This is a genomic window from Streptomyces sp. PA03-5A (assembly GCF_033792725.1).
Lineage (GTDB): Bacteria > Actinomycetota > Actinomycetes > Streptomycetales > Streptomycetaceae > Actinacidiphila.
In genome coordinates this window covers 19,949-46,938 of the sequence record NZ_JARAVL010000035.1, presented here as the reverse complement: position 1 = coordinate 46,938, position 26,990 = coordinate 19,949, and the positions used below count along the sequence as shown (strand labels likewise).

At 71.3% G+C, this 26,990-nt stretch carries 13 protein-coding genes; 11 read left to right on the top strand and 2 right to left on the bottom strand.

Annotated elements, in window-relative coordinates; all coding sequences use genetic code 11:
* Nucleotides 1-293: 293 nt before the first annotated feature.
* The 7 genes from PV410_RS34270 to PV410_RS34240 all read left to right on the top strand — a co-directional run bounded on the left by PV410_RS34270 (nt 294) and on the right by PV410_RS34240 (nt 15,116).
* Nucleotides 294-839: a hypothetical protein gene (locus PV410_RS34270; RefSeq protein WP_500329838.1), complete on the top strand. Its 546-nt coding sequence runs from the start codon at nt 294-296 to the stop codon at nt 837-839.
* Nucleotides 809-2,227 (top strand): hypothetical protein, encoded by a 1,419-nt coding sequence (locus PV410_RS34265; RefSeq protein WP_500329769.1) that lies wholly within the window; start codon nt 809-811, stop codon nt 2,225-2,227. Before PV410_RS34270 ends, PV410_RS34265 begins: the two co-directional genes overlap by 31 nt.
* Complete coding sequence (locus PV410_RS34260; protein WP_500329767.1) at nt 2,224-3,675, top strand: vWA domain-containing protein; 1,452 nt, start codon at nt 2,224-2,226, stop codon at nt 3,673-3,675. Before PV410_RS34265 ends, PV410_RS34260 begins: the two co-directional genes overlap by 4 nt.
* A 79-nt stretch (nt 3,676-3,754) precedes the next feature.
* Complete coding sequence (locus PV410_RS34255) at nt 3,755-4,873, top strand: ATP-binding protein (RefSeq protein ID WP_499514984.1); 1,119 nt, start codon at nt 3,755-3,757, stop codon at nt 4,871-4,873.
* Nucleotides 4,870-7,662 carry a DUF5682 family protein gene (locus tag PV410_RS34250; protein ID WP_500329766.1) on the top strand — a complete coding sequence of 931 codons (2,793 nt, stop codon included), beginning with the start codon at nt 4,870-4,872 and terminating at the stop codon, nt 7,660-7,662. Before PV410_RS34255 ends, PV410_RS34250 begins: the two co-directional genes overlap by 4 nt.
* A 989-nt stretch (nt 7,663-8,651) precedes the next feature.
* Nucleotides 8,652-10,913, top strand: coding sequence for a M4 family metallopeptidase (locus PV410_RS34245; protein WP_500329765.1), 2,262 nt, complete (start codon nt 8,652-8,654; stop codon nt 10,911-10,913).
* Between the two features lie 513 nt (nt 10,914-11,426).
* Nucleotides 11,427-15,116 (top strand): S8 family peptidase, encoded by a 3,690-nt coding sequence (locus tag PV410_RS34240; protein ID WP_500329764.1) that lies wholly within the window; start codon nt 11,427-11,429, stop codon nt 15,114-15,116.
* A 403-nt stretch (nt 15,117-15,519) separates the two neighbouring features.
* On the opposite strand, the gene PV410_RS34235 is transcribed toward PV410_RS34240, so the two are convergent.
* Nucleotides 15,520-16,143 (bottom strand): hypothetical protein, encoded by a 624-nt coding sequence (locus tag PV410_RS34235; protein ID WP_500329763.1) that lies wholly within the window; start codon nt 16,141-16,143, stop codon nt 15,520-15,522.
* 158 nt (nt 16,144-16,301) lie between these two features.
* The gene (locus PV410_RS34230) at nt 16,302-20,366 is read right to left on the bottom strand and encodes a S8 family serine peptidase (RefSeq protein WP_500329761.1); all 4,065 of its coding nucleotides are present in this window, start codon (nt 20,364-20,366) and stop codon (nt 16,302-16,304) included.
* Nucleotides 20,367-20,595: 229 nt separating this feature from the next.
* Here PV410_RS34230 and PV410_RS34225 point away from each other — a divergent pair, with 229 nt between their 5' ends.
* From PV410_RS34225 to PV410_RS34210, 4 genes are all read left to right on the top strand, one after another.
* The gene (locus tag PV410_RS34225; protein ID WP_500329760.1) at nt 20,596-21,582 is read left to right on the top strand and encodes a helix-turn-helix domain-containing protein; all 987 of its coding nucleotides are present in this window, start codon (nt 20,596-20,598) and stop codon (nt 21,580-21,582) included.
* A 714-nt stretch (nt 21,583-22,296) separates the two neighbouring features.
* Nucleotides 22,297-22,926, top strand: a complete 630-nt coding sequence (locus PV410_RS34220; protein WP_500329758.1) for a DUF6338 family protein — start codon at nt 22,297-22,299, stop codon at nt 22,924-22,926.
* Nucleotides 22,926-23,090: a hypothetical protein gene (locus PV410_RS34215; RefSeq protein WP_500329757.1), complete on the top strand. Its 165-nt coding sequence runs from the start codon at nt 22,926-22,928 to the stop codon at nt 23,088-23,090. The genes PV410_RS34220 and PV410_RS34215 overlap by 1 nt, the downstream gene beginning before the upstream one ends.
* Nucleotides 23,091-23,108: 18 nt before the next feature.
* The gene (locus tag PV410_RS34210; RefSeq protein WP_500329755.1) at nt 23,109-26,612 is read left to right on the top strand and encodes a CHAT domain-containing protein; all 3,504 of its coding nucleotides are present in this window, start codon (nt 23,109-23,111) and stop codon (nt 26,610-26,612) included.
* Nucleotides 26,613-26,990 lie beyond the last annotated feature (378 nt).

Genomic DNA, 26,990 nt, shown 5'->3' with positions numbered 1-26,990 from the left:
GATTCGAACCTGCGCACACGCCTTCGGAGGCCGTGACCGCCGTCGACGCGCTGCGCGCCCGCGGCCGGCGCTTCGCCGCCCCGCTCCCGGAGCGCGGTGGGCTCGCCTTACCGCGGTGACGCGGTGTCCGCCGGGACGCCCGGTGGTCCTTCCGGCACACCGACCGCCGGGAGGGCCGTGAAGCGGTGTTCTCGGAGGTCGCCCCGTGCCCTTCCCTGTGCCCCTGACCTGGGGCTGTGCAGAGCCAGACGGCGTTGTCAGTGATCGCGGATATGTTCATTGACGTCCCGCCGATGTGGCGCGGAATACCCCCATGCTGCACAGGAGATGGCGCGTTGTCAGATTGGGAGAGGTCGAGCACGGCACGGGTGACGGCACCCGCGATGCCGCGCAAGCTCGCCAAGGTACCGTTCGTCGAACTGGCCGACGGACGCCTGCAGGGCGTGGTGTCCAGCGGCTCGGACATCGAGCGGGTCTACGTCTCGTCGGTCGCCGCGGGCAGCTACGCGTTCACCTGCAGCACCAACAACAACCGGCCCTGCGGCGGCGCACGCGGCGGCTTCTGCAACCACATACGGGCCCTCATCGTCGAGGCCGTGCTGCAGTACGGCGCCGAGCGCGTCGCCCGCTACGTCAAGGCGGAGACCGCGGGCGGCGAGCCGGACGCGCAGAGCATCACCGCCGCCATGACGAGCGCACGCCCGTCGCAGGGGGACAAGCAGGCCGCGGCACCGGTCTTCAGCCGCTTCTTGCGCCACCTCGCCTACCTGGAGCTCGCCCCCACCACGGCCCCGCTGCCGGAGATGCAGTGGTTCCCGCCGACCAGGGCGGTGGCGTGATGCGCCACGACCTGCTCGCGGAAGCCCTCCCCGGGCTCGACGAGGCCCTGGCGGCCGTAGACGCCTTCGACGCGACGCTCGTCAGCGGACTGCTGCGTCCGCAGCCCGCCCAGACCGCCGGCCTCACGGAACTCGTCCACGCCGTCGCGGGGACCCCGCTGGCCACGAGGGTCGCCGAAGCGGCCGAGAAGGCGGCGGCCGGAGCCGCGAGCGAGGATCACCTCGTCGTGCTCGCCGCCGCCCGCACCGCGCTGCTCGGCTCCGTCCACGACGCGCTGACAGCCCGGATCCAGGAGGCGACCGGCCGGTCCCGCGCCGAGGAGGGCGCCCCGGAGCCCGAGGGCGGCCAGGCGCCGAACCTGCTGGCCGCCGCCCGGTCCTGGCTGTCCGACCTGGCCCGCTCCGGCTGGCAGGGCATCGACCACGACCTTGTGTCCGGCGCCGCGCAGATCGTCTCCGCGATGCTGCCCGACCCGGCACTGCGCCGTCTGGCCACACTCCTCGACGGCTTCGCCGCCGAACTCGCCGCCTCGTGCCCCGGGGCCACCATGGAACGGTTCCCCGTACGCCGCTGGGCCGACCTGTGGTCGCGCGGGATGCTGCTGACGCTGCCCGGCGCGGCCGGTGCGCCCGCCACCGGGACGGCGACCGGCCGGCTGCTGCCCCTCGGCGTCGACCTCCAGGAGCACGCGACCGCCGTACAGGCCCAGGTCCACGCCGTGCTCGAACCCGCGGACGGCACGACGCCCCGCCTGGTGCGCGCGAGCGTGTCCGCGCCCAAGCCCGACTCCGTCGTCGGCGCCGGGCTCTGGCAGCTGCTCCGCCCGCACATGTCGCTGCTGGCCGCCGTCAGCGAGGGCCGCTCCATGGACCTTGCCGGCATGCCGGTCACCGCCGAGGGCGATCTGCTCTGGAACGACGCGCACGCCCAAGCGGGAAAGCCCGCCGACGCCTTCGCCGCCGCCCGCGTCGTGCTGCCCACCGCCGCCGACCCGGTCGTCGCGCCCCTGGACCGCCACCCGGCGCGCATCGCCGTACCGGTGTTCGTGGAGGGCTACGCCGCCGGGCTCGAGGACGGCGTGGTGACGTTCACCGTCGCCGGGCAGTCCCTCGCCGTCGACACCGACCGCGTTCCGGCCGCCGGGCCGCTCACCCCCGAGGCGGTCGCGGCATCGGGCGCCTGCATCGCTCTCCTCCGCTGGGACGAGGGGACGTACCGGGTCCAGCCGCTGGCCGTCGAGACGACGGTGCGGAAGAAGGCCGTCGCCGTCCACGCCGGGGCCTGGGCGGGTGGCACGACCGACAAGAACGGCGTCAAGGCCGAGAAGGCCGCCACCGACGCCGTGGACGTGCTGCGGGAACGCGCCGGAAGGCTGCTGCGGAAATGACCGAACAGACCACCGGGCACACCGACGGCCCCGACGGGCCGCCCGTCGCCGACCCGCACGACAACCGCCGCCAGGTCCTGTACTGGCGCCTGCTGGCCCGACTCTTCGACCCCGAGGAACAGGCCACCCTGGAAGCGGCGAGCCTCGCCGTCGTCGAGGACATCGGCCTGCCGCCCGCGCTGCTGGACCCGCAGACCTCCGTCGACTCCATCGTGCAGCGCCACCCGGAGCTGGCCTCCGAACTCGACGGCCTGATGACCCCCGAACCCGAACCCGAGGACGGCGCACGCGACCGGGCCGCCGAAGTCCGCCGCGCCGCACTGGTGTCGAAGGTGCTGCTCAACGTCTTCGCCTCCGGCTCCGGCACGGTCACCGCCGGGCAGCTGGCGCGCTGGCAGTCCGACGCGGGCTGGCTGGAGCGCGCGCTCGGCTGCCGCCCCGGCGAGCTGCGGGGCGGTCGTGGAGGTGGCGGTGCCGGGGGACGGGCGGCAGGACCCGGCGTCAGCCCGACCGGCACCGGCGGCGGGGGCACCACCCCCGACCTCAGCCGGCTGATCCCGGCGATCGGCCCCGAACTCGGATCCATCGAGGCCGACCTCGTCAAGCGGATGCACCTGCGCGAAGTCCTGGCCGACCCCAACCTCGCCGCACAACTGACCCCGAGCATGTCCCTGATCGAGCAGCTCCTGCGGGACAAGAACAACCTCTCGGGCGTCGCCCTGGCCAACGCCAAGTCCCTGATCCGCCGCTTCGTCGACGAGGTCGCCGAAGTGCTGCGCACGCAGGTCGAGAAGGCGTCGGTCGGCGCGATCGACCGCTCCATCCCGCCCAAGCGGGTGTTCCGCAACCTCGACCTCGACCGCACGATCTGGAAGAACCTCACCAACTGGAGCCCGGAGGAGCAGCGGCTCTACGTCGACCGCCTCTACTACCGGCACACCGCCCGCAAGACGACACCCCAGCGGCTGATCGTCGTCGTGGACCAGTCGGGTTCGATGGTCGACTCGATGGTGAACTGCACCATCCTGGCCTCGATCTTCGCCGGGCTGCCGAAGGTGGACGTCCACCTCATCGCGTACGACACGCAGGCGCTCGACCTCACGCCCTGGGTCCACGACCCCTTCGAGACCCTGCTGCGCACCCAGCTCGGCGGCGGCACCGACGGCACGGTCGCCATGGCGCTCGCGCAGCCGAAGGTCGCCGAGCCCCGCAACACCGTCGTCGTGTGGATCTCCGACTTCTACGAATGGCGGACGGAGCCGCTGTTCGAGAGCATGGCCGCTCTCCACCGCTCGGGGGTCAAGTTCATCCCCGTCGGCTCGGTGACCAGCTCCGGCCGCGGCAGCGTCAACCCGTGGTTCCGGGAGCGGTTCAAGGACCTCGGCACTCCGGTGCTCTCCGGTCACATACGCAAGCTCGTCCACGAGCTGAAGACGTTCCTCGCCTGAGCGCCCCCAGGCAGTCCAAGGCACCACGAAGCACCCAAGACAACCCGAGCAGCACCCCACCATGCCCGAAAGGCCCCTCATGTCCGACCTGTTGCGCGCCCCCGCCGAGACCAAGTACGCCGAGGAACTGGACTGGCTGGAGTCGGTCGACGACAACCCCAAGCCCTTCTCCTGGCGCCTGTCGCCCAAGATGGTCCGCCTGTTCATCCTGGGCTCCGAGCCCTCCGACGGCCTGGACCGTGAGATCGCACAGAAGTGGTTCGGCGACCGCAGCTTCGTCGAGCGCTCCATCGTCACCCTCGCCTCCGACCGCGGCCTGCTGCTCATCGGCGACCCCGGCACCGGCAAGAGCTGGCTCGCCGAGCTGCTCTCCGCCGCGATCTCCCGCAACTCCACCCTCGTCGTCCAGGGCACGGCCGGCACCACCGAGGACCACATCAAGTACTCCTGGAACGTGTCCATGGTCATCGCCAAGGGCCAGTCACGGGAGTCGATGATCCCCTCGCCGATCATGACCGCCATGGAGACCGGCGCCATCGGCCGCTTCGAGGAGCTCACCCGCTCCACCAGCGACGTCCAGGACGCCCTGATCTCCATCCTCTCCGAGAAGTACATCTCCGTCCCTGAACTGGACGGCGACAGCGACAACATCGTCTTCGCCAAGCCCGGCTTCTCCATCATCGCCACCGCCAACAGCCGCGACCGCGGGGTAAACGACCTGTCCTCCGCGCTCAAGCGCCGCTTCAACTTCGTCCGCATCCCCGTCGTGACGAACAAGAAGAGCGAGGCGGAGATCGTCCGCTTCCGCACCGAGGAGCTGCTGCGTCGCCACCAGATAGAGCTCGACGTGCCGCCGACCCTGCTCGACGTGCTGCTGCAGAGCTTCGCCGACCTGCGCGCCTCGGCGGCCGCGGCCGGCAGCGACGACGAGAAGCTGGAGTCCGCCCTCTCCACCGCCGAGCAGATCGGCGTGCTGGAGGACTCCATCCTGCACAGCAACTTCTTCGGTGAGCGGGCCCTGACCGCCCGCGCCCTCGCGTCCTCTCTCGTCGGTTCGCTGGCCCGGCGCGAGCCCGAGGACCTGGCGATTCTCAACAAGTACCTGCACGGGGTCGTCGAGCCGCGCAGCAAGGACGAGGGCGGCGCCTGGCCCGAGTTCCTGGAGGGCGGCCGCGACGCGATCGCCACGCTGTCATGAGCGGTACCTACGAGGGCACCTTCGAGGCGCTGCGCAGTCAGCTCCGCGAAGCCGCCACGACGTTCGCCGACGGGCCCGACGCCCTGGAGGGCATCCTCCTCGGCATGGTCGACGACGTCGACCGCGCGGTGCGCGAGCCGCTGGAGGTCTTCCCCGTCTGCCACCACTCGCCCGCCTCGGCCGTCGCCATGGCACGCCGCCTGCGCGAGAAGCAGCCCAAGGTCGTGTACCTGGAGCTGTGCGAGGACATGACACCGCTGCTGACCGAGCTGCGCAACTGCCGGCTGCCGGTCGCGGTCCAGGCGTACGCGAGCGAGGCCGACGGCTTCCCCGCCGACTGGGCCCCGCTGTCGGTGGTCGCCCCGATCACCGAGGCCTCGGCGGAGTACCAGGCCATCGCCTACGCGCTGGACACCCCGGGCGTGGAGCTCGTCCTGGTCGACCGCTCCTCCGACCACGTCTTCCAGTGGGACGCCCGTGCCGAGCAGCCAGCCGGACCGGACGACCCGGACGCGCCGCCCGCCGAGGAGGAGGCCGCGCTGCACGGCGACGCGGTCGGCGTCGAGATCGGCGACCTGCGGCCGCGCTTCGCCGAACTGGAGGAGCACCTGCTGCGCCACGGCCGGGTGCGGCACTGGTCGGAGTGGTGGCACCAGTACGTGGAGCTGCCGCTCGGCGACGCCGACCACGACACCTACCGCCAGGTCATGTTCCTCATCGGCAGCCTCTTCCGGCGCCTCGCCCCCGGCGACCCGCACCGGGTGCGCGTGGACGAGGACCGCGAGCGCCACATGTGGACCCGGATGCGTGAGCACCTGTCCGCCACCGCCACCGACCCGGCGGACTGCCTCTACGTCTGCGGCGCCTTCCACGCAGCCAGCCGCGTCGCCGAGTTCGGCGTGGACGGCGCCGACACCTTTGAGATCACCCCGCGCACCGCCACCAAGTGGCTGCACGGCCTGATCCCGTCCAGCCACGCGGCGATCGAGGCGCAGTTCGGCCTCGCCGCGGGCTCGGTGTCGATCGCCGCGACGCAGTGGACGAAGAACCTCAAGCGCACCCGCGTCAAGCCGTACCGCCTGACGGGACAAACAGGCACGAAAAAGACGACGCCGCCCGCCAAGACCCCGGCACCCGCCCCTCAGGCTGTGGCCGCCGACCAGCTGACCGGCTTCCTGCAGCGCCCGCCCGCCCTGGACCAACTGGACGAGGCCGAACTGCTCGGCTGGTCGGTGGAGATCGTGCGCGCCGCCCGCCGCAACGGCTACCTCGCCTCCACCGCCGACGCCATCGCCGTGTTCGAGACGTCGATCCTGCTGGCCGGGATGCGCGACCGGGCCAAGCCCACGCCGTACGACTTCCAGGACGCGGCCGTCACCTGCATCGAGAAGGACGCGGTGCCCGGCCGGCGCGACGTACGCCGGATCGTCGAGATCATGATGGGCGGCGACCGCATCGGCCAGGTCGGCTACGACGCCCTGCCGCCCCTCGCCCGCGACGTCCACGACCGGCTCGCACCCCTGGGCCTCAAGCTCCAGCAACGCGGCGTGCAGCGCGCCCTGCTCGACATCGCCGGCCGGCCGGAACTCGGCCCGTGCTCCGACGTCCTGTGGATGCTCCGCCGCCTGATGCCCGAGGGCACCGCCCGGCCCATCATGGGCGAGCGGAAGCTCGGCGAGCGCCCGATCCAGGAGTCCTGGGACCTGGCCCTCGGCACCCACCAGCGCGCCCTCATCGAGCTCGGGTACGAGGGCGTCAGCATCGAGCAGGTCCTGGAACAACGCCTGCGCCGCCGCGCCTACGACCCGAAGGCCACCGCGGCGACCGTCCTGGAAGCCGTCGAGGACGCCACCCTCTACCTGAACAGCCGCCGCCTCGCCGACGAACTCGGCACCCGCGCCCTGGAAGTACTGTCGGCCGAGCGCACTGTCGACGGCGCCCCGGAGGTGCTGCACCGCGTCCGCCGTCTCCTCTCCTACTACCGCACCAGTGAACCGGCGCTGCCGTCGTGGATCGAGTCCTTCACCAAGGCCGGCTACGCGCACTACTGCACCCTGCTGCCGACCGCGTTCACCGACGACGACGCCACCGTCCGCCAGGTGGCGGCCATGCTGGGCTTCCTGTTCAGCATGGAGACCCTGGCCCTGTCACTGGGCTGCGACCGCACCCAGCTGGAACTGGCCGTCGCGCAGTCCCACCCACAGGACCCGTCGAAGACGGCCCTGCTGTGGGCAGCCCAGGTCCACCTCGGAACCCTGACCCGCGCCGAACTGCGTGCCAAGTGCGACGCGCTGCTCGCCAACCCCTTGGTGGTCCCCGCCTACCCCCGCTACCTCAGCGGCCTCCTCCACGCCCTGGAACCGGTCCCGGGCCTCGCCGACGTCGTGGTGGAGGCCGTCTCCAACGCCTTCGCCCGCCTGCCCGACCAGGTCCTCCTCCCGTGGCTCCCCACCCTGATCATGAGCCTCCGCGCGGGCGGCACGAACCTGGCCCCCCTCCTCATCCGCGAAGCGGGCCGCATCTTCCCCGGCCGCCTCGCGGCCCTGGACGAGTGGGTCCCCCCGTGGCGCGCCGCCCAACCGACGCCGCCGGCCCTGACCCCTGCCCACCAGTCCCCCCGCGGCGTGAGCCTCCTCGCTGCCCACCCGGCAACCACCGACGCACTGGCCCACCTCCTGGGCTGCAACGACCCTTGGGCGACGCCAGAACCCGAGCTGGCGGGCGCGGCACTGCTCGACCGTTACCCGGAGACGGCTGAGGCACTGGGGGCGCTGCTGGCCGGGGCGTGACCACGGTGTGGCCTGGCGAGCGGGCAGGCCTCGTCGCCGGGCGCCACCGCACTCCAGCGGAGACCGGACAGCTGCGCCTGGCCCGCCGCCTCGTGGCCGACGGCTGGCCGCGTCGCCGGGCCACCGAACGCTTCGAGGTCTCACCCACCACCGCCCAACGCCGGGCCCACCGCTCCAGCCGGCCCCTCCACGGCCCTCGCCGGACCCCGGCTCGCAGCATCCCCGACGGCGGCGGACGCAGGATCCACGGCAGGACCAGGGCGGCCGCAACAGCTCCGTACACCGCGACCCCGCCCGGCCCCGCACCCGCCACGGCCGCCCCAACCTCGGCTGCGGGGGCACCTCCCGGCGGGACGAGTGGGCCTGCGCTCGCCCCTGCCAGTCAGAAGCCGAACGCCGAGAGGCGTTCCCGCAGTGACTCCACACCTACAATCACCCCGCGGACACACCACGCTGCATGGGCAACCACCCGCCGGCCGCGTCCCCGACCTCACAGGGCGATACAGCTTGCCGGCGAGAATCGTCGGTTAGGTGCGTCAGTGTTCCCAGTGCGGCCATGCCGGCCGCCAATGCTGCTCGGGCCGTTGTGGACACCCCCACCGCGCCGCGGTGCGCGCGAGGAGGGTTGACATCAGTGGTGCCTCATGAGCGCGGGTAGGGACTCAGCGCCACCACTGACCACCGAGCAGAGCTCAAATTCATGACAAATCCCCGCGCCGGCAAGGTGGCAGTGGCAGACGGTGCATGTCGGCGTTGAGACATGTCGCGGTTACGACACCTGAGGTCAGTGACACGTGTCGCTCTGGTGGCCTATTTCTGAGGGATGCACCCCAACGGTGTCACAAGGTGTTTCAACACGCTGTGACCGCCCTCGACGCAGCAACCCCGTATATCCCCACCAAACCGCCAGTTCTGACCGGGCAGCACCAAGACCCACTGCTCGGATTGTCACCGGCCGCCATCGAGCGGTCGCCGCAGTAGGAGTCCGAGTGAGACGATCACGCCGCAGCACAGTCACCGCCGGCGCACTCATAGCCAGTGCTGCGCTGCTCGCTGTCGCCGCGTCATCCGGCAGCGCGACGGCCGGCACGCCCCAGGCGCACGCCAACCCCGTCCGGGTCCAGCCCCGAGCGGGCGCGCTTCCTGTCCAGCTCTCGACCTCGGAGCAGGCGAAGCTCCTGAAGGCTGCCCAGGCGGACCGTGCAGCCACTGCCCGGTCGCTGCACCTGGGAGCCCGGGAGCAGTTGATCGCCAAGTCGGTCCTCAAGGACGCCGACGGCTCCGTGCACACCCGTTACGAGCGCACCTTCGCGGGCCTGCCGGTCCTCGGCGGCGACCTGGTCGTGCACACGGCGGCTGACGGAACCTCGAAGGGGGTCGACAAGGCCGTCAACGCGACCATCAGCGTGCCGAGCACCACCGCGACCCGGTCCGCCGATTCGGCCAAGACCTTCGCGATCGGCCGCGCCAAGGCCGAGGGCGGCACCAGCCCGGCCGTCACCACCTCCCGCAAGGTGGTCTGGGCGGCTTCCGGCGCGCCGGCCCTGGCCTGGGAGTCCGTCGTCGGCGGACTGCAGGACGACGGTACTCCGAGCCGGCTGCATGTCATCACGGATGCGAGGACCGGTGCCAAGCTCTTCGAGTACCAGGGGATCGAGACCGGCGTCGGCAACAGCCAGTACAGCGGCAAGGTCACCATCGGGACCACACTGTCCGGCTCGACGTACAGCATGACCGACAACATTCGTGGCGGACACTCGACGTACGACCTGAACCGCGGAACCGACGGCACCGGCACCCTGTTCACCAACGCCACGGACACCTGGGGCGACGGCCTGCCGTCCAACGCCCAGACCGCCGGTGTGGACGCCGCCTACGGTGCCCAGGTCACCTGGGACTTCTACAAGCTCGTGATGGGCCGCAACGGCATCCGCAACGACGGAGTCGCCGCCTACTCACGCACCCACTACGGCGACGACTACTTCAACGCGTTCTGGGACAACGACTGCTTCTGCATGACCTACGGTGACGGTCCCCACAACAGCCACCCGCTGACCACGCTGGACGTCGCCGGCCACGAGATGAGCCACGGCGTCACTGCCGCCACCGCGGGTCTGATCTATAGCGGCGAGTCCGGCGGCCTCAACGAGGCGACCTCCGACATCTTCGGCACTTCGGTCGAGTTCTACGCGAACAACGCCGGCGACGTCGGCGACTACCTCATCGGCGAGAAGATCGACGTTCAGGGTGACGGCAGCCCGCTGCGCTACATGGACAAGCCCTCGCGGGACGGCGCATCGGTCGACAACTGGTATGCCGGCCTCAAGAACCTCGACGTCCATTACTCGTCCGGCCCGGCGAACCACTTCTTCTACCTGCTGTCCGAGGGCAGCGGTGCGAAGGTGATCAACGGCGTCGGCTACAACAGCCCCACCGCCAACGGCCGCCCGGTCCCCGGCATCGGCCGGGACAACGCCGCCAAGCTCTGGTACAAGGCCCTGACCGAGCGTTTCACCTCCACCACCGACTACTCGGGCGCCCGCGCCGGAACCCTGCAGGCTGCCGCTGACCTGTGGGGCGCCGGCAGCGCCACCTACAACACGGTCGCCGACACCTGGGCCGCCATCGGCGTCGCAGGCCGCGTCACGGTCACCAAGCCGGTCGACCAGAACACGGTCGTCAACACCGCCTCGAGCCTGCAGATCGAGGCCGGCACCAACAACCCCGGAGCGCTGACCTACTCGGCCACCGGTCTACCGGCCGGCCTGTCGATCAACGCGAGCACCGGTCTGATCTCCGGCACACCGACCAGCGTGGGCCTCAGCAATGTGACAGTCACGGTCAAGGACTCCTTCAACCTCACCGGTTCGGCGACGTTCGGCTGGGGTGTCTCCACCGTCGGCGGCAACGTCTTCCAGAACACCACCGACGTGGCCATCCCGGACGCCGGCGCCGCCGTGTACTCCACCGTCAACATCACCGGTCGCGCAGGCCATGCGCCGAGCACGTTGCAGATCGACGTCAACATCGTCCACCCCTACCGCGGTGACGTGGCCATCGACCTGGTGGCCCCGGACGGCACTCTGTACCGGCTGAAGAGGTCCGACGGCTTCGACTCGGCCGCCAACGTCGTCGCCACCTACACCGTCAACGCCTCCAGCGAGACCGCCAACGGCACCTGGAAACTGAAGGTCCAGGACGCGTACCGCCACGACAGCGGTTACATCAACAGCTGGAAGCTCACCTTCTGACCGCCGTTCCTCGCGGTCGGATCAGAGCCTCTTGGCCGCAGTCCCACTCAACGAGGTCCACCCTGCCATGGCGAACCTCGTCGCGCCGGGCTCGCTCCGGCTCCTTGACGCCAGATCACTGGGGACCTCGTGCGCACCCCGTTCGCGGGACGGCGTGGTCTGAGCCGGAGCAGTCGATCCGCAGCCGCGCGTTCGGCCCACCACCACGGGCGTTCGCGGCCGCGCTGACAGCGCGGCGGCGCACAGGCCACTTGTCTCGCCATGGAGACATGTCGTAGTTGCGACACCCGAGTCAGTAACGCTGGCTACTTCGACAGTCAATTCATTCGAAAGTTCTTACCTCCACCCAAACGAGAGGTTGTCCCACCGATGTCCAGAATCCGCCTGACGGCGGCGATAACAACAGGATTGGCGCTGGTTGTCGGCGCCGTACCGGCCGCCTTCGCGACCCAGGCGGCAGACGCCGGGGCCGCCGTGCGTCCTGCTGCCGTGCCGAGGGCGCACTCTGCGACCGTGCGGCTGCTTACCGGTGACCGGGTGACCGTGACCACGCTGCCCGACGGACGCCATACGGCGTCGGTGCAGCCCGGACCCGGCCGCGAGCGGATGGCCTTCCGGACGCGGGAGGGCGACGACAAGCAGTTGACCGTGATGCCGTCGGACGCCGAGTCGCTCGTCACCACCGGCACCCTGGACCGGCGGCTGTTCAACGTCACGGCGCTGATCGCCGAGGGCTACGACGAGGCCCACACCCCCGCGCTGCCGCTGATCGTCTCCTCGGCGCCGTCGCGGGCCGGGGCGAGGGTCACCGCGCAGGCGGCGAAGGCCGCCGCGGCCACCGCCGACCGGCTCGTGGCGTTCAACGCGGCCAGGACGCCCTCCCGCGCTCTGGAGAGCATCGACGCCCGGTCGGTGCGGGTCGACGGCGACGACCTGGGGAAGTTCTGGAAGACCCTGAACTCCGACGGGGGCTCGGACGCCGCGCGTGCCGCGGTCACCCCGCGCATCTCGCTGGACGGCAAGGTGAAGTCGGTGCTGGACCGCAGCACCGCGCAGATCAACGCCCCCACCGCCTGGAAGGCCGGCTACGAGGGCCAGGGCGTCAAGGTGGCCGTGCTCGACAGCGGTGTCGACGCGAACCACCCCGACCTCGCCGGCCGCATCGCGGAGGCCAGGAACTTCTCCGATGCCCCGGACACCGGCGACCACTTCGGGCACGGCACACACGTCGCATCCATCGTCGGCGGCACCGGCGCCGCGTCCGGCGGCAGCCGCCGCGGCGTGGCGCCCAAGGCCGACCTGCTGATCGGCAAGGTCCTGGGCGACTACGGCTTCGGCGACGAGTCGGGCGTCATCGACGGCATGGAGTGGGCGGTCGGCGAGCACGCCAAGGTCGTCAACATGAGCCTCGGTGGTGAGGACAGCGACGGTACCGACCCGATGAGTGAGGCCGTCAACTCCCTGACAGCCTCAACCGGTACGCTCTTCGTCGTTGCGGCGGGCAACTCCGGCCCTGACCAGTCCACCATCAATACCCCGGGCGCGGCCGACGCCGCGCTGACCGTGGGGGCCGTCGACCGCGACGACTCCCTCGCCCCCTTCTCCAGCCGCGGCCCGCGCTCGGGAGACGACGCGGTCAAACCCGACGTGACCGCCCCCGGCGTCGGCATCGTCGCCGCCCGCGCGGCCGGCACCACCCTCGGCGACCCGGTCGACACCCACTACGTCGCACTGTCCGGGACCTCCATGGCCACCCCGCACGTGGCCGGCGCCGCCGCGCTGCTGGCCCAGCAGCACCCCGGCTGGAACGCCCAGCAGCTCAAGGACGCGCTGACCAGCACCGCGCACACGGTGCCCGGCACCAAGGTCACCGAGCAGGGGGGCGGCCGCATCGACCTGGCCGCGGCCACGGGCCCGGTCACCGCCACCGGCTCGGTCACCCTCGCCCCGCTGCACACCGGCGGCAGCGGGGGCGAGACGGCCACCGTTCACTACACCAACACCGGTGACCGTCCGTTCACGCTCTCCCTGGCCGTCAGCCTGGCCACCGAGGGCGGTCGTGCGCTCCCCGACGGGGTGGTCGGCCTCGGCTCCGACAGCGTGCGACTGGCCCCCGGCGCCACAGCGGAGGTCCCGCTGCACACCGACGCGGCGCATGCGGTCCGCGGCAAGTACTACGGATACCTCACCGCCAAGTCCGCCGACGGCACCGTACTCGCCCACACCACGGTCTCCCTCGCGGTGCACGCCCCCCAGCACCGGCTGACCGTGGACTACCGCCTGCGCGACGGCCAGGTCCAGCATGGTCGTCTCGCGAACATCTGGGGTCCGGACGGACTCGTGAGCTACACGGACCCGGACGCCGGATTCACCATGGTGGAGGAAGGCACGTACCTCGTCTCCGGCCTGTTCACCCAGGCGTCCGATGCGGGCGACGAGGCAGATGAGATCGTCGTCCCCGAGGTGAAGGTCACCAAGGACACGACGGTGACGCTGGACTTCACCAAGCTCAGCGAGGTGAAGATCCGTACTCCGCGTCCAGCCGAAGAGCACGGCGTCGTCAGCACCATGTTCCACCGCCAGATCGACGGCCGCAGCATGAGCTTCGGTTCCCAGTACTACGACGCCATTCACCTCTACGTCACCCCCACGGCCCCGGTCACCGACGGCACCTTCGAGTACTACTCGCGCTGGCAGATGACGGCCCCGCAACTGCAGGCGGACGTCTCCGGCAGCTCGCTGCGGTTCGCCCCGTTCTACGAGGCGTTCTCCCCGGTCTTCGGGGACCGGGGTGCGCAGCTGACCGCCGTTGACGCCGGATCGGTGGAGCAGCCCGACCTGAGCGATGTCCGTGGAAAGCTGGCCGTCGCACGGTACAAGTGGCCCGAGGACTACTCCGAGTTCATGCGACTCGCGGCAGACGCGGGGGCCAAGGCGGTCCTGTTCGCGTGGGAGCCGGTCGGGCACGCCGTGTGGGGCCGCTGGCAGCCGGACGGTGACCGGATGGAGCTGCCGGCCATGCGGACCGACTGGACGAACGGAACGGCCCTGCTGGAGCGCATCAAGCAGGGCACCACGACGGTGAAGTTCACCGGCACGGTGCGCAGCCCGTACCTGTACGACGTGCTGCCGGTCTGGAAGGGCTCCATCCCCGAGAAGACGGTCTACACCGTCTCGGAGCGGAACAGCGCCGTGGTGCGCAGCACCTACGCCCGCACCGGCGCCTCGTCCTGGGCGATCGAGCAGCGTTTCGGGTGGCGGTCCTACGAGGACGTCATCCTCAACCAGTGGGCCCGCTACGTTCCGCAGGGACAGAAACGCGTCGAGTACGTGAGCAGCGCCGAGGACACGCTGTGGAACCATGTGGTGCACCACGATGTCCCCTGGTTGATACCCAGCTGGGCGTGGACGGTCGGGTCGCAGGATGCCCCGCACACCTACCGGCACGGCCAGCGCGCCACGGAGCGGTGGTTCGGGGCGGTGGTCCGCCCGTCGATCCCGCGTGGGTGGTCCCGGAAGTCGGTGCGCCACGGTGACACCCTGTCGGTGGACATCCCGGAGTTCAACGATTCCGGCACCGGTCACTGGTCGTTCGCGGAGCTCTCCAACTTCGGCCCCATCGCCGCCGGGGCTGCCGGGGCCGACGACGAGCCTGACACAGCCGTGGCGGTGCTGTACCGCGACGGGGAGCAGATCGCCGAGTCCGACAGGGGAGCGGCGGGCAAGTTCGAGGTGCCGGCGGGCGACGCCGAGTACCGGCTGGACGTGACGACGGCTCGCGACTCGGACGACTGGGAGTTCGGCACCAAGACCTTCACGTCGTGGACCTTCCACTCGGGCACCACGGCCGGGGAGACCCCGCTGCCGCTGCTCCAGCTGGACTACGACGTGCCGGTCGACATGCAGAACTCGGTGGGCTCGGCGCGTACGCACACCTTCGGCCTGACAGCCCGCATGCAGGACGGCATGGCCGCCCCGCGCGGGGTGAAGCTGAAGGTGGAGGCCTCGTTCGAGGACGGGAAGAACTTCGCCAAGGCACGTGCGGTGCCCAACGGCAGCAACGGGCAGTTCACCGTCACTGTGGAGCGCCCGTCCGACCTGCACGGCGACAAGTATGTGACGCTGCGGGTGACCGCGACGGACGCCGCCGGCAACAGCGTCCAGCAGACCGTGGTCCGCGCGTACATGCAGCACGGCAAGTGAGTCGCCGCAGCCGGTGACGTGGACCGTCCGGACGGTACTGCGGCGGGTGTCAGGAGCTTCGAGTCCTGACACCCGCCGCACCGCGTAGACCGCGGTACACAGCTCGACGGCGTTGTCACGTTGTTGGGTGTGCGTCGGTCCAGCCGCGACGAAATCGACGGCACCGTGCACACCAGCGCCGAGGCGCTTCCCTCCCTGCTGCTCTTCGACACCACACCGGGCGGCGCCGGCAACGCCGTCCGCATCGCTGACCCCGGCCGTTGCCACTCGCACCACGGGACAGGGCCGGGTTCTGTGCAGCGGAGTCGGCCCGATCATGCCGACGCGGCGCACGCGTCGAGCGGCGTGCGCGCGCGTCGGTGATCCCCAGCGCCGCTCCGCGCGACCCGCGCGGCGGCGCACCTCATTCCGCGACGGCGCAGTTCCTCCAGGCCGTGGCCAGGGCCCGCGGGATCTGCGGGATGTCGCCGCAGCCGTGCGGGCCCGCGGGGAAGCCGTCGCTGGCGACGTAGGTCCACTCGCTCCCGGAGGTGCTGCGGAAGTACTTCATCGCGCTGCCCTCGTCCTGCAGGCCCACGAGCTCCCCCTCGCTTGCGCCGGAGGTGGGATCGAAGGGGGTCGCGGCGTAGCGGACGGTGCCGCACTGACCGTAGAAGAACCGGTGCGGTACCGGCGCGATGTGCTCGAAGCGCGGGAAAGCGGGTTCGTAGCCCCGCGTCACGGCGGCCTTGACCTCGCGGCTGACGGCCAGATTGCGGCAGCCGGGGACGGAGACGGGCGCCTGCGGGGCCTTGGCCGGGGCGGTGGAACTGTGCGACGGCGAGGTGACGGCGCCGGAGGACGACGGAGTGGCCGAAGGAGAAAGCTCGGCGGAGGCGTCCGCGGTGGCGGAGGACTCCGCGGAGGGCGAAGCGGTCCCGCCCGCGGCGGAGTCGGACCCGGGCCCGGAGGAATCGGAGCACCCCGTCAGCAACAGGGTGCAGCCCAGCAGTGCGGCCGCTATCGAGGCACTTCTGATTCCGGACAACTCGAGTCTCCTCCTGGGTCGGTACACCGCTCGCCTTCCACTACTCCCGCAGCACTGCGGAGGGTGCACAGGAGCTTGTGTCCATGGTTGCGATTCGGTACAGGCGCGCCACGGGGGCGGGAAGCGGTGACCGCTTCCCGCCCCGAACCGCCGTGCGCTCAGTAGGAGAACTGGCGGATCTGGCCGTCGTAGGCCCCGTACGTCCAGCCCGTGCGGGTCGCCGGGTCCAGCTGGACGGAGTTCATCACACCGCCGTGGACCAGGGGACCGCCGTGTCCACCGATCTGGAAACCGGACAGCGTCCGCACCACCTCCCCGGTCGTCACGTCGATGACGAGCATCTGACCGGTGGCGTTGTTGTCCGCGACGACGGCGGTGCCGGAGCCCGCGTAGCTCGTGCCCTCCGGCGCCGTGAACGCCGCCACCGCGAGCCCGTTCGCGCCGTCCACGGCCATCCCCGTGGCGGGGCCGCGCCGCACGGCCACAGGGTCGTCCGTCTCGCCGGTCGCCACGTCGAGCGAGCCGAGGACGCTGGTCGGGACGATCTTGGTGCTGATCGCGGTGGCCGACAGGTTGTAGAGCGTGCCCGCGCCGTCGGAGCCGAAGCCGTTGCTACAACCGGACATGGTCCCCACGAGCGTCACGCTGCGGGTCTGCGTGTCCACGCGCGGGATCTGCACGCCGCCCAGGCAGAGGGCGATGGGGGCACCCTTGGCCAGATAGACGTCCCCGGTGGAGGAGTCGACGTCCAGCAGGCTGTACGAGCCCTTGGCGACGCCCGGCAGGTCGGCAGGGATGGGGTCCTGCGTGGTGCCGTTCGCGAGGTCGACGGGCAGCACCAGGTCGGTGTTGTCGGAGACCGCCCGCAGCAGCAGCGCGCCGCGGGCGCGGGCGGCGTCGACGCGTCCGACGACGAAGCGGTAGTCGGCCGCCGCGAGCGTGGTCCGCCCGACGAGGGTGCCGGTGGCGGTGTTCCAGGTCTCCACCTGCACATCGCCGCCGGGCTCCGCCTGGTGCACCGCAAGGGCGCGGTGCGTGGCGGGGGCCACGCCGAGGACCTCGTACTCCGATCCGTCGCCGCTGTCCGAGGCGATGACCGGGCCGTAGACGCCGGTCCTGGTGGAGTAGTGGCGGATCTCGGTGGCACCGGAGACGGTCCGCAGTGCGGCGACCGAGTCGTCGCCCGCGGCGGCGAAGGACAGCACCGTGCTTCCGGCCGGGGCGACGCCGTCGTCGACCTCGATGGTCGAGACGGGAGACGCCTGGCCGATGACCTGGTGCTTGCTGTCGAGGGCCATGACGCGCACGCCGTAGACAGTGGAGGAGGACAGGCCCAGCCGCAGGGCGTCGAGGTCGATGCCACCCTTGGTGGCGGGCAGGACACGGTGGGCTGTGGAGGGCGCGTCGACGCCGTTGTCGTCGAGGGCCGTGCCGTTGGCGTTGGTGAAGGTGTTCAGCGAGTTGTGGAGCGTCGGGGCGGGCGCCGCGAACTCCACCTGCGCGTACTTCGCCCCCGGCACGTCGCGCACGTCGTACCGGACGGCGAAGCCGGCCTTGGCACGGGTGACCTGGGTGCTGTGCGCGGGGATGCCGTCCTGCCCGGTGACCAGCGGTGCCTGCGGGCGCTGCTCGGCGGTTCCGCCATCGACGCGGACCGGCGCGAACTCCCCGTAGGTGGTCAGGCTGGGGTTGCCCCCGAAGCCGGACTGGGCGATGCCGATGCCGTAGAGGCCACCTCCGGCGCCGAACGCGTCGGCGGGGATGGTGACCGTCCCGGAAGTGGCCGTCAGGGCCTGGTGCCACGCGGCGCTGAACAGGGGCGCGAGGGCGGGGTTCCAGTGGCCGACGGTGGACACGACGAGCTGCGGGTCGTTGAGCTTGGCGACGCCGGTCAGGTCGTAGGTGACGGTGACCGCATGGCCGGCCTTCACCACCGCGGGCGTCTTGGGCGCGGTGCTCTCCACGTAACGGCCGTCGCTGGGACCGACGGTGAGGGTGCGGCGCACGGTGGCCTGGGTCCGGCCGCCGATCTGTACGCGGTAGGTGGCGGTGATCGTGCGGTCGGAGTCGGAGACCACGGGGAGTCCGGCGGCGTTCAGCAGTTCCGTCGGCGTCACCCGGATCGCCGGGGTGGCGGACCGCCAGGTCCGCGCGCCCACGGTGAGCGTGTACGTGGGGCTGGCGCCCTTGGGGAGGCCGGTGACGTCACCGGCGAAGGTGACCGGGCCCACCAGGCCCATGCCGTTGCCGCCGGAGGCCATGTCGCCGAGGTCGATGCGGTTGGGGTCGGTCGTCTCCAGGAACTGACCGCCCAGGCTGGCGTTGGTGACCCGGTGGGCGACCGACAGCCGAACGGTTGCGGTAGCGCTGCCGTGGTGCCCGAGGACGTCCTCGACGGCGGCGGTGACGTCGATCTGCCGGCCGACGTTGAGCTCGCGGTCGATCTGCGCCGGGGTGGCGACCTCACGGCCGGTCCGCTTCAGCACGTCCCGTACCTGCGCGGGCGTCAGGTGGTGTCCGGCCAGACCGGCGGCCTGGAGCACCACGGCGGCGGCCGCCGCGATCTCGGGTGCGGACGCGGACGTACCGCCGTTGAGGACGGGGGTGACGGACTGCGCGTCGCCCCGCTCGGTGTGGGTGAAGGCGACGATGTTGTCGCTGGGCGCCGAGAGGTCGATACGGGCGCCGAAGCCGGAGGAGAAGGTGCCGAAGCCGCTGATCCGGGTCTCGGCGGTGGTGGCGGGCCCGGTCCGGGAGGCGAGGGTGTCGTCCAGGGTGGTGCCGCCGGCGGCTATCGCGCCGCTGTCGGGGACGCGCGACGGGGTGGTGGAGTAGGCCACGTCGTCGATGTCGGTGGCTTCCTTGCCGTTCTTGTCGTTCCTCGCGGTGTCGGTGGGCGTGCTGCCGCCGTCGGGGCCGACGGCGGCCGGGGTGTACAGGCGGGTTCCGTCGTTGGAGGAGATCACCACCACGACGTGGTCCTTCTGGACGATCGAGGCGACCACGGACCGGATGTACGGGTCGTCCTCGAGGTAGCGTCCCGGGAAGCCCTGGGCGTCGGTGCCGAAGCCGAGGCTGGCCGTAATGACGTCCGGCTTGGGGGACTGGTGGGCGGCGGCCAGGAGCGCGGTCGCGATCTGGTCCATCGTCGGCTGCTGCGGGACGACGAGGCGGTATTCGGCGCCTGGGGCGACACCGAGCAGGTCGGTGTAGTCGCTTCCGGTCCGGTCGGGGCGCTGCCGGTCGTGGGCCAGGGGCGCCATGACGCTGAAGTCGAGGAGGACTTCGCCGAGGCCGGGGTCCTGGTCCTTGGTGGACGCCGAACCGCTGAGGGTTCCGTCGGGAGCCGCGACGTAGGCGGGGATCAGCGGCATCGAGGGGAGGTCGAGGTAGCGCTGACCGTCCTTGAGCACGGTGGTCGGACCGTGGCCCTGCACGTAGGGGTCACCGGCGTCGGCCATGGCCTGGTCGGTCAGGTCGCCGATGGAGACGTTGGTGATGGTGCGGCCGGCGCCGGGCTGCTGCCCGTAGCGGCCCTGGAGGATGCCGAAGGCGCCCACCGCGTTGACGCCGCCGGCGTTGAGGAAGGCCTGGGCGGAGTCGGTGAGGGCGAAGTTGGTGGGGATGGGGGAGGCACTCGGCGCTGCCGGTGGTGCGTGCTCCGCGGACGCCTTCACGGTGGCGGGCAGTGGCTGCCCGCCGGTGTTCAGCGTGTTCACGTAGCGGTTCGGCTCGGCGTGGGTGATCCCCGGCGTGCCCTGGAGTGCGCGGGCGACGGCGGCGGAGTCGCGGTTCCCGGTCCGTACGACGTAGGTGCGCGACAGGTCGGCGGCGTCATCGCCCAGGCGCGTGCGAGCCGATGTGGTCATCGACTCGGTGGCCACGGCCGACAGGGAAGGGAGGAGCGGCTGGAGCGAGGTGGCCCCGACCGCGTTCAGCTTCTCGTTCACGGCGGCGCTGCTGGTCCCGGGGGAATGGGCCTGTGCCCTGTTGCCCGGCAGCTTGCGGCCGGTCACGGCGGTCTGCGGGGAGAGGGTCACCAGCACCTGGCCCGGGACGACGCCGGCGCGCTGGGCGGGCGGCACCTTCTGCGGCGACGCGTCGCCGAGAGGCGTACGGCTGGTAGGAGCGGGAGCGGGAGCGGGAGCGGGAGCGGGAGCGGGAGCGGCGGAGGCCGGGAGCGCGGCGGTGAGGGCCAGGAACACGACGGATGTGACGGACACGGCACCGAGCCGCCGTCTTCCGTGCGGATGGGCACGCGACATGGGACACCTTTTCAGCGGGGCGAGGGTGTGCGGGGGGACACACCGTGGCGCGCTGACGCCCACCTCAACGCAGGGCAGCGCGCTCGTTGCTGGAAGATGTCAAGTGCGGCGGACGAGACGCAAGGTGGGAAAGGTGGCCTACCTCCGCCAGGTGGCCGGTTGGTGCCACGGAGGTGTGGGAGAGGGCATGGATTTTAACGTTCTGGGGTTCACGGCGGACGCGGAGCGCGTATATACGGCGCTGGTGGGAATGCCGCGGTGCACGGCGGCGGAGGTCGCCGCCGCGTGCGGCCTGGCCGCGCCCGCGGCGGGGAAGCTGCTGTCCGGCCTGGTCAGGGACGGCCTGGCGGTGCGCAGCGCGGGTCGGCCGCCGAGATTCTCGGCCACGGCTCCCGATGTCGCGGTCGGCGCGCTGATCCACGAACGGGAGCAGCAGCTCGGCGAGGCGCGGGCGCAGGTGCAGCGGCTGGTCGAGACGCACCGGGAGGCGGCCAGGATCAGCCACCCGGACATGGCCGCGGAACTGCTCACGGACCGCGAGGACATCAGCAAGGCGGTGCACCGGCTGACGACCGGGGCGCGCCGCGAGGTGTGCGCCTTCGACCGCCCTCCGTACGTCGACCGGCCCGGCAGCAACCTTGATGGCCAGCTGGAGCGGCAGCGGACCGGGGTGACCCACCGGGTGATCTACGACCGTGAGGCGGTGGCTTGGCCCGGCAGGCTGCAGGACGACATCATGCCGAGCATGCGGGCCGGGGAACAGGCCCGGATGCGGCCGGAGTTGCCGTTGAAGCTGGTGATCAGCGACAGCCGGGCGGCGATCATCCCGTTCAGCCTGGCGCCGGGCGGCCAGTCCGCGGCGTACCTGATCCATCCGTCGCCGATGCTGGTGGCCCTGCAGTCGCTCTTCGAGGCGCAGTGGGAGCGGGCGATCCCGCTGGGGGAGGCGGCGCCCACGACTTCGGCGGAAACGGGGCAGCCGGGGCAGCCGGATGCCGAGACCCTGGCCCTGATCAGCCTGCTGGCTTCGGGGCTCACGGACGCGGCGATCGCCCGCACGCAGGGCTGGAGCGCCCGGACCACGCAGCGGCGCATCCACCGCCTGATGACCGAACTTGGCGCGTCCACCCGTTTCCAGACGGGGCTGGCGGCGGCGCGGCGGGGGTGGCTCTGAGCCTTCGACCGCGGGCGTAAATCCGCTGCGCGTGACGGGATGATGCCCCCGCACATCACGCCCGCGAGCCCCGCCCGGTCTGGCACGCGTAGGCGTCCGGGCAGGTCAGTACCCGCGGTCGTAGATCGCCCGCAGCCACGGTTCGCGACGGCGGGTATGCGGGCCAGTGTGTACTGGAAAGCGGCGCGGAATGGCCGCAGGGGCATCGGCGGGTGTGGTGGCAGGGGATCGTCGCGTTCCACGCCTTCAGGTAGCCCTCCGACGTGACGGCAGGCGGTGATCCCCGGCGCTGCCACGTACCCGACTTTTCCAGTGTCGGCCGTCCCCGACGACGGCGTCGAAGCCGTCGGCAAACGCGCCCCACTGATCTGCTGGGTCAAGCAAGAGCCCTGCGACCGCAGCCTGCCGTTCTACTCATGGCGCCCTCTGGGCCGTCCCGACCATGAGCAGGTGGACACCCGATGACGGCCGCGTCCTCCCTACGGCGAACCCCATCGGCCCCAGCCGTCGTCGGCTACGTCCGCGCGGCCGTAGGACAGAGCCCCGTCCCGCAGAGCAACAGGCTCATGCGGACCGCCGTCGCCGAGGCTGGCCCGCTGCCTCGCAGTAGCCGCGGAAAGGGGTGTTCCGCCGACCGCGGAGACGCAAGCCAGTAGCCTGATCGAGCGGAGTCCTGAGACATGGGGGTGGTGAGTGCAGGCGCCTGCGACCGTCGTGCAACTCGCTCTGCTCGTCCTTCTGGTGCTGCCCGGGGTCACCTATCAGTTCGTCCGGGAACGCCGCCGTGGTCCGGTGCCGGGTGAGCGTGATCTGGGTGAGCGGGTGTTGCGGGCGATCGTCGCGTCGATCGCGCTGGACGCCCTGTACGCAGTGGTGGCGGGGCCAGCGCTGGTTCGCCTGGCTCGAGGCGCCGGCGGCGGCTGGGACGGCTTCGTGGACCGGCCGCGAGTGGTCGGCTTCGTCGCCGTGGTGCTGTTCCTCGTCGTGCCGGCCATGGCGGCGGTCACCGTTTCCCTGGTGGATCGGCAGCGGCGCAAGGCTCGGTTCCTGCGCACGCCCAGCGCCTGGGACCACGCATTCCGCGACCGCGAACCATGCTTCGTGCGCGTGCGGCTCAAGGACGGCAACTGGGCGGGCGGCTGGTACGGGAACCGGTCGTACGCTTCCTCGTACCCCCACCCGGCCGAGCTGTACCTCGAATCGGCGCGCGTGATGGGTGCCGACGGGGCGTTCGGCGCGCGCGTGCGTGGGACGGCGGGCCTGCGGCTGCGGGCGGATGACTTTGACGTGCTGGAGTTCGTCGAACCCGGAGAGCCGGTGACCGTGCCGGAGGAGGAGCGATAATGGCGCACGAACCCGTGCCCCCGCCGGAACCCGATCTTTCGCCTGAAGAGTTGGCACTGCTGCAGGAGGCCGGGGAACGCGGCTATACCCCGAAACGCACGGTCGCCGAGCCGGATGAGGCGCCTGGCGGCCCGGCTGGCACCTCGAACGGCAACGAGGACTGACGGGTGGGAGGCGGGCCCGTGAACGGCCTGGCCGAGCGGTTCTGGGAGGCGTTCCACGTGGCCCGGCACAGCGCGGACCCCGCGTCGGTCGAGAAGGCGATCGACCTCGGCCGTGCCGTGCTGGCCGCGGAGGACGTGGCCGAGCGCCGCTTGGTCCTGTCCAATCTCGGGGGCCTGCTGCAGTCCCGCTACCACCAGACCGGCGACTTCGAGTTCCTGCAGGAAGCCGTCCGCGTTGTCACGGAGGCTTACTTCCTGGCATACGAAAGCCCGGAGGACTCGGCCAGCTACGCCAACAACATCGGCATGCTGCTGCATACCGCGTTCCGGCAGAACCAGGACCGCGGAACCCTGGCCGACGCGCTGGAGTGGAGCCGGACGGCCGTTGACGAGGAACCGTCCACGGAGAAGGCGTTCTACCTGGGTAACCTCATTGTCGCGCTGCGGACGGCGTTCACTGTGACGAAGGACCTCGCCTCCCTGGCGGAAGCAGTGGAGCACGCGCGGGCCGCCGTCGAGTGCTCCCCCGATGACGTGCTGACCGCGAGGAGTCTGCACTTCCTCGCCGTGGTCCTGCGCGACTGGTCCCATGAGACCGGGGAGACCGGTGTCGTGGAGGAGGCTGTCGACGCCGCGCGGCGAGCGGTGGAGCTCACGCCGGCCGGGTCGTCCGACGTGCTCGACCGGTTGAAGAACCTCGCGTACCTTCTCGACGACCGCTACCAGGCTCGCGGAGCGCGGGATGATCTGTCCGAACTGCTTCGGGTCCGGCAGACGCTGGTGGCCCACACCCCGGTCACCGATCCGCGGCACTCGCAGAACCTCGTCGAGCTGACGACCACGGAACGAGACTGGGCCGCGCTCACCGGCGAGGGCCCGAAAGGGACCCCCGACTGGGAACGTGCCGACACCGAAGCCGAAGCGTGCGGCCGCTACGCCGCCGAGTTCGAGCTGACCCGGGACTCGGCCCTGCTCGAGCGGGCGATCGAGCTGGGACGCTCGGTGGCGGCGGCAACCCCCGCCGGGCACCCACGCCGCGGCGTGCGGCTGGACCACTTCGCTGCGGCGCTGGCCACCCGCGGTGAAGCGTTCGGGGACCGCGTCGCGCTCGCGGAGGCCGTCATGATCGAGCGGGAGGCGGTCGCGTGCACATCCGCGGGGAATCCGCGGCGGGTCCAGTTCATGGGCAACCTCGCCGTCAACCTGCACGCGTTGTTCCATGCAACCGGAGAGCTGGCTCACGTCGTAGACGCGATCGACGTTGCTCGCCGTGCCGCCGAGGTCACCGCAGGGCAGGACCGCCACCCGTATTTACTCGAGATCCTCGCCGCCGTGCTGCACACCCGGTTCCGGGTGACCGGCGAACTGCAGGTTCTGTCAGAGGCGGTCGACCGCGCGCGGGAGTCCGTCCGCCTCGGCGCGAGCCTCGTCCCCGGGCAGGCCCAGCGGCTCTCCAACCTTGGCGCCATGCTGTCCGACTGTTTCGCCAGGACGGGCGAGGCGAGCGTGCTCGACGAGGCGATCGACGCGCACCGCGCGGCCACGGATGTGACGGCGGACGGCGACCCGGACCGGGCAGTGCGGCTGGCCAATCTCGGCGGTGTGCTGGAGATGGCGTACGAGAAGTTCGGCGACCGGAACGCGTTGCGGGACGCCATCGCCGCGCGGCGCGCGTCCGTGGCCGCGACTGCGGAGGACAGCCCGCACTGGCCCCGGTACACCTCGAGTTTGGCCGCTGCGCTCGGCGACTGGTGCACGGACCCCGTCGCACCCGCCGTCGCGCGACGGGAGCCGCCGGATCCGCAGGTGCTCGCCGAGGCGGTCGGCCTGGCCCGGAGTGCGGCGCGGAGGCCCGAGCAGGACGCCTATTGGCGGGCGAGTTCACTGACCCGCGTCGCCGACGTCCTGGCGCTCGGCTTCCGGCACCTCGGCGACGGCGACGCGCTGGCCGAGGCACTCGGCTGCTATCGGGAGGCCGCGGCGTCTGCCGGATCGCCGACGGCGAGTCGGGCGGAAGCGGCGGACCGGTGGGGCGGTCTGTCAGCCGAGGCGGGGCAGTTCGACGTGGCCGCTGAGGGGTACGCCGCCGCGGTCCGGCTGCTGCCCCGGCTTGCCGGGCGCCGCCTGGGCCGCGAGGACGCCCAGTACTGGCTCGGCCGGTTCGCCGGGGTTGCCGCCGACGCGGCTGCGTGCGCGCTGGCCGTCGGCGACGAGGTGAGCGCGGTGACCCTGCTTGAATCCGGGCGCTGCGTGCTCGCTGCCCAGGCACTCGACAGCCGCAGCGATCTTTCCGGTCTGCGCGAGCAGGCACCCGAGCTGGCCGAGCGCTTCCGGACGCTCACCGCGGAGTTCGAAACCGACACCACGAGCGACCGCGTGGCCCTCGCCGACGAGCTCGACACGGTGACCGACCGGATCCGTGCGCTGCCCGGGATGAAGCGGTTCCTACAACCGCCGCTGCTCACCGACCTCACCGCGCAGGCGCACGAGGGCCCGATCGTGTACATCAACGTCAGCCGGCACCGGTGTGACGCGCTGATCATCACTGCGGACGGGGTCCGGTCACGCGCGCTGGACGGTCTGAGCGAAGAGACCGTGAGCCACCGCGTACGCGCTCTGCACACCGCGTTCACGGAAGGGCGGCTGATCGCCGAGCAGGCGATCCATGACACGCTCGAGTGGCTGTGGGACACCGTCGTGGGCCCTGTGCTGAGCGAACTGGGGCTGACGGCGGAACCGGCGGTGGATGGTCCGTGGCCAAGGATCTGGTGGGCCCCGGTCGGATCGCTCAGCCTGCTCCCGCTGCACGCGGCGGGCCACCACCGCGACGGCGGACCTGTGCTCCTCGACCGCGTCATCTCCTCGACGACGCCGACGATCCGCGCCCTGGGGCACGCCCGCGCGGGCCGCCGCGACGACCGGAACGAGCCGCGGCTGCTGGTGGTCGCGATGCCGCACACCCCGGACGCCCCGGACCTGCCCGGCGCACAGGCCGAAGCCGACCACCTGGCCGCTCTCATACCCGGCGCCACGCTCCTGGTCGGCGCGGACGCGACTCGTGACGCAGTTCTCGACGCATTGCCGGCCAGTGGCTGGGCGCACTTCGCCTGCCACGGGTACAGCGACCCGGACAACCCTTCGGACAGCCACCTCGCGCTGCACGACCACGATCACACGCCGTTTCGGGTGTTGGACATTTCCGGGCTGCGCCTGCGGAACGCGGAGTTCGCTTTCCTGTCGGCCTGCGACACGGCCCGCACCACCGCGCGCCTGTCCGACGAGGCGATCCACCCGTTGGCGGCTTTTCAGATAGCCGGTTTTTCCCAGGTAGTCGGCACACTCTGGCGCGTCGACGACGCCGTGGCGCCAGCCTTCAGTCAGCAGATCTACGGCGAGTTGATCGCGGATCGATCCGGTGCGTTGCGCGCGTCGGCGGCGGTCCATCGCACGGTCAGGCAGCTCAGGACGAAGTATCCGAACCTGCCCTCGGTGTGGGCCGCACACGTCCATGCCGGCGCCTGATGACGCACTCTGTCGTATCGGAGGTTGGCCCACAGTCGACTCGGCCAACTGCGCCGGTAGCTGTCTATCACCGGCATCCGCTCATGGCTCCCCTTTGTGTCAAGCCGTGGGCTCAGTTTTGATCTCGGGCCCGACGAGCCGCTGAACGAGGTGCGGACCGCCGCCACACGGGCCTTCGAGGTCGTGCTCGGCGCTGCAGCCGCCACGTACGAGACCGGTGTTTTGCACCTGATGGAGTCGTACGCCACCGCCGAAGTGCGGTTTCATCAGTGACGCCCTCCACACATAACGCGCGCCTGGCTACGTGCAGTTCTCGGAGCTCTGCCGCGCAGCACGCGTCTGCCTGGCACGCTAGCGGCGTGGTGTACGTCGTGACCG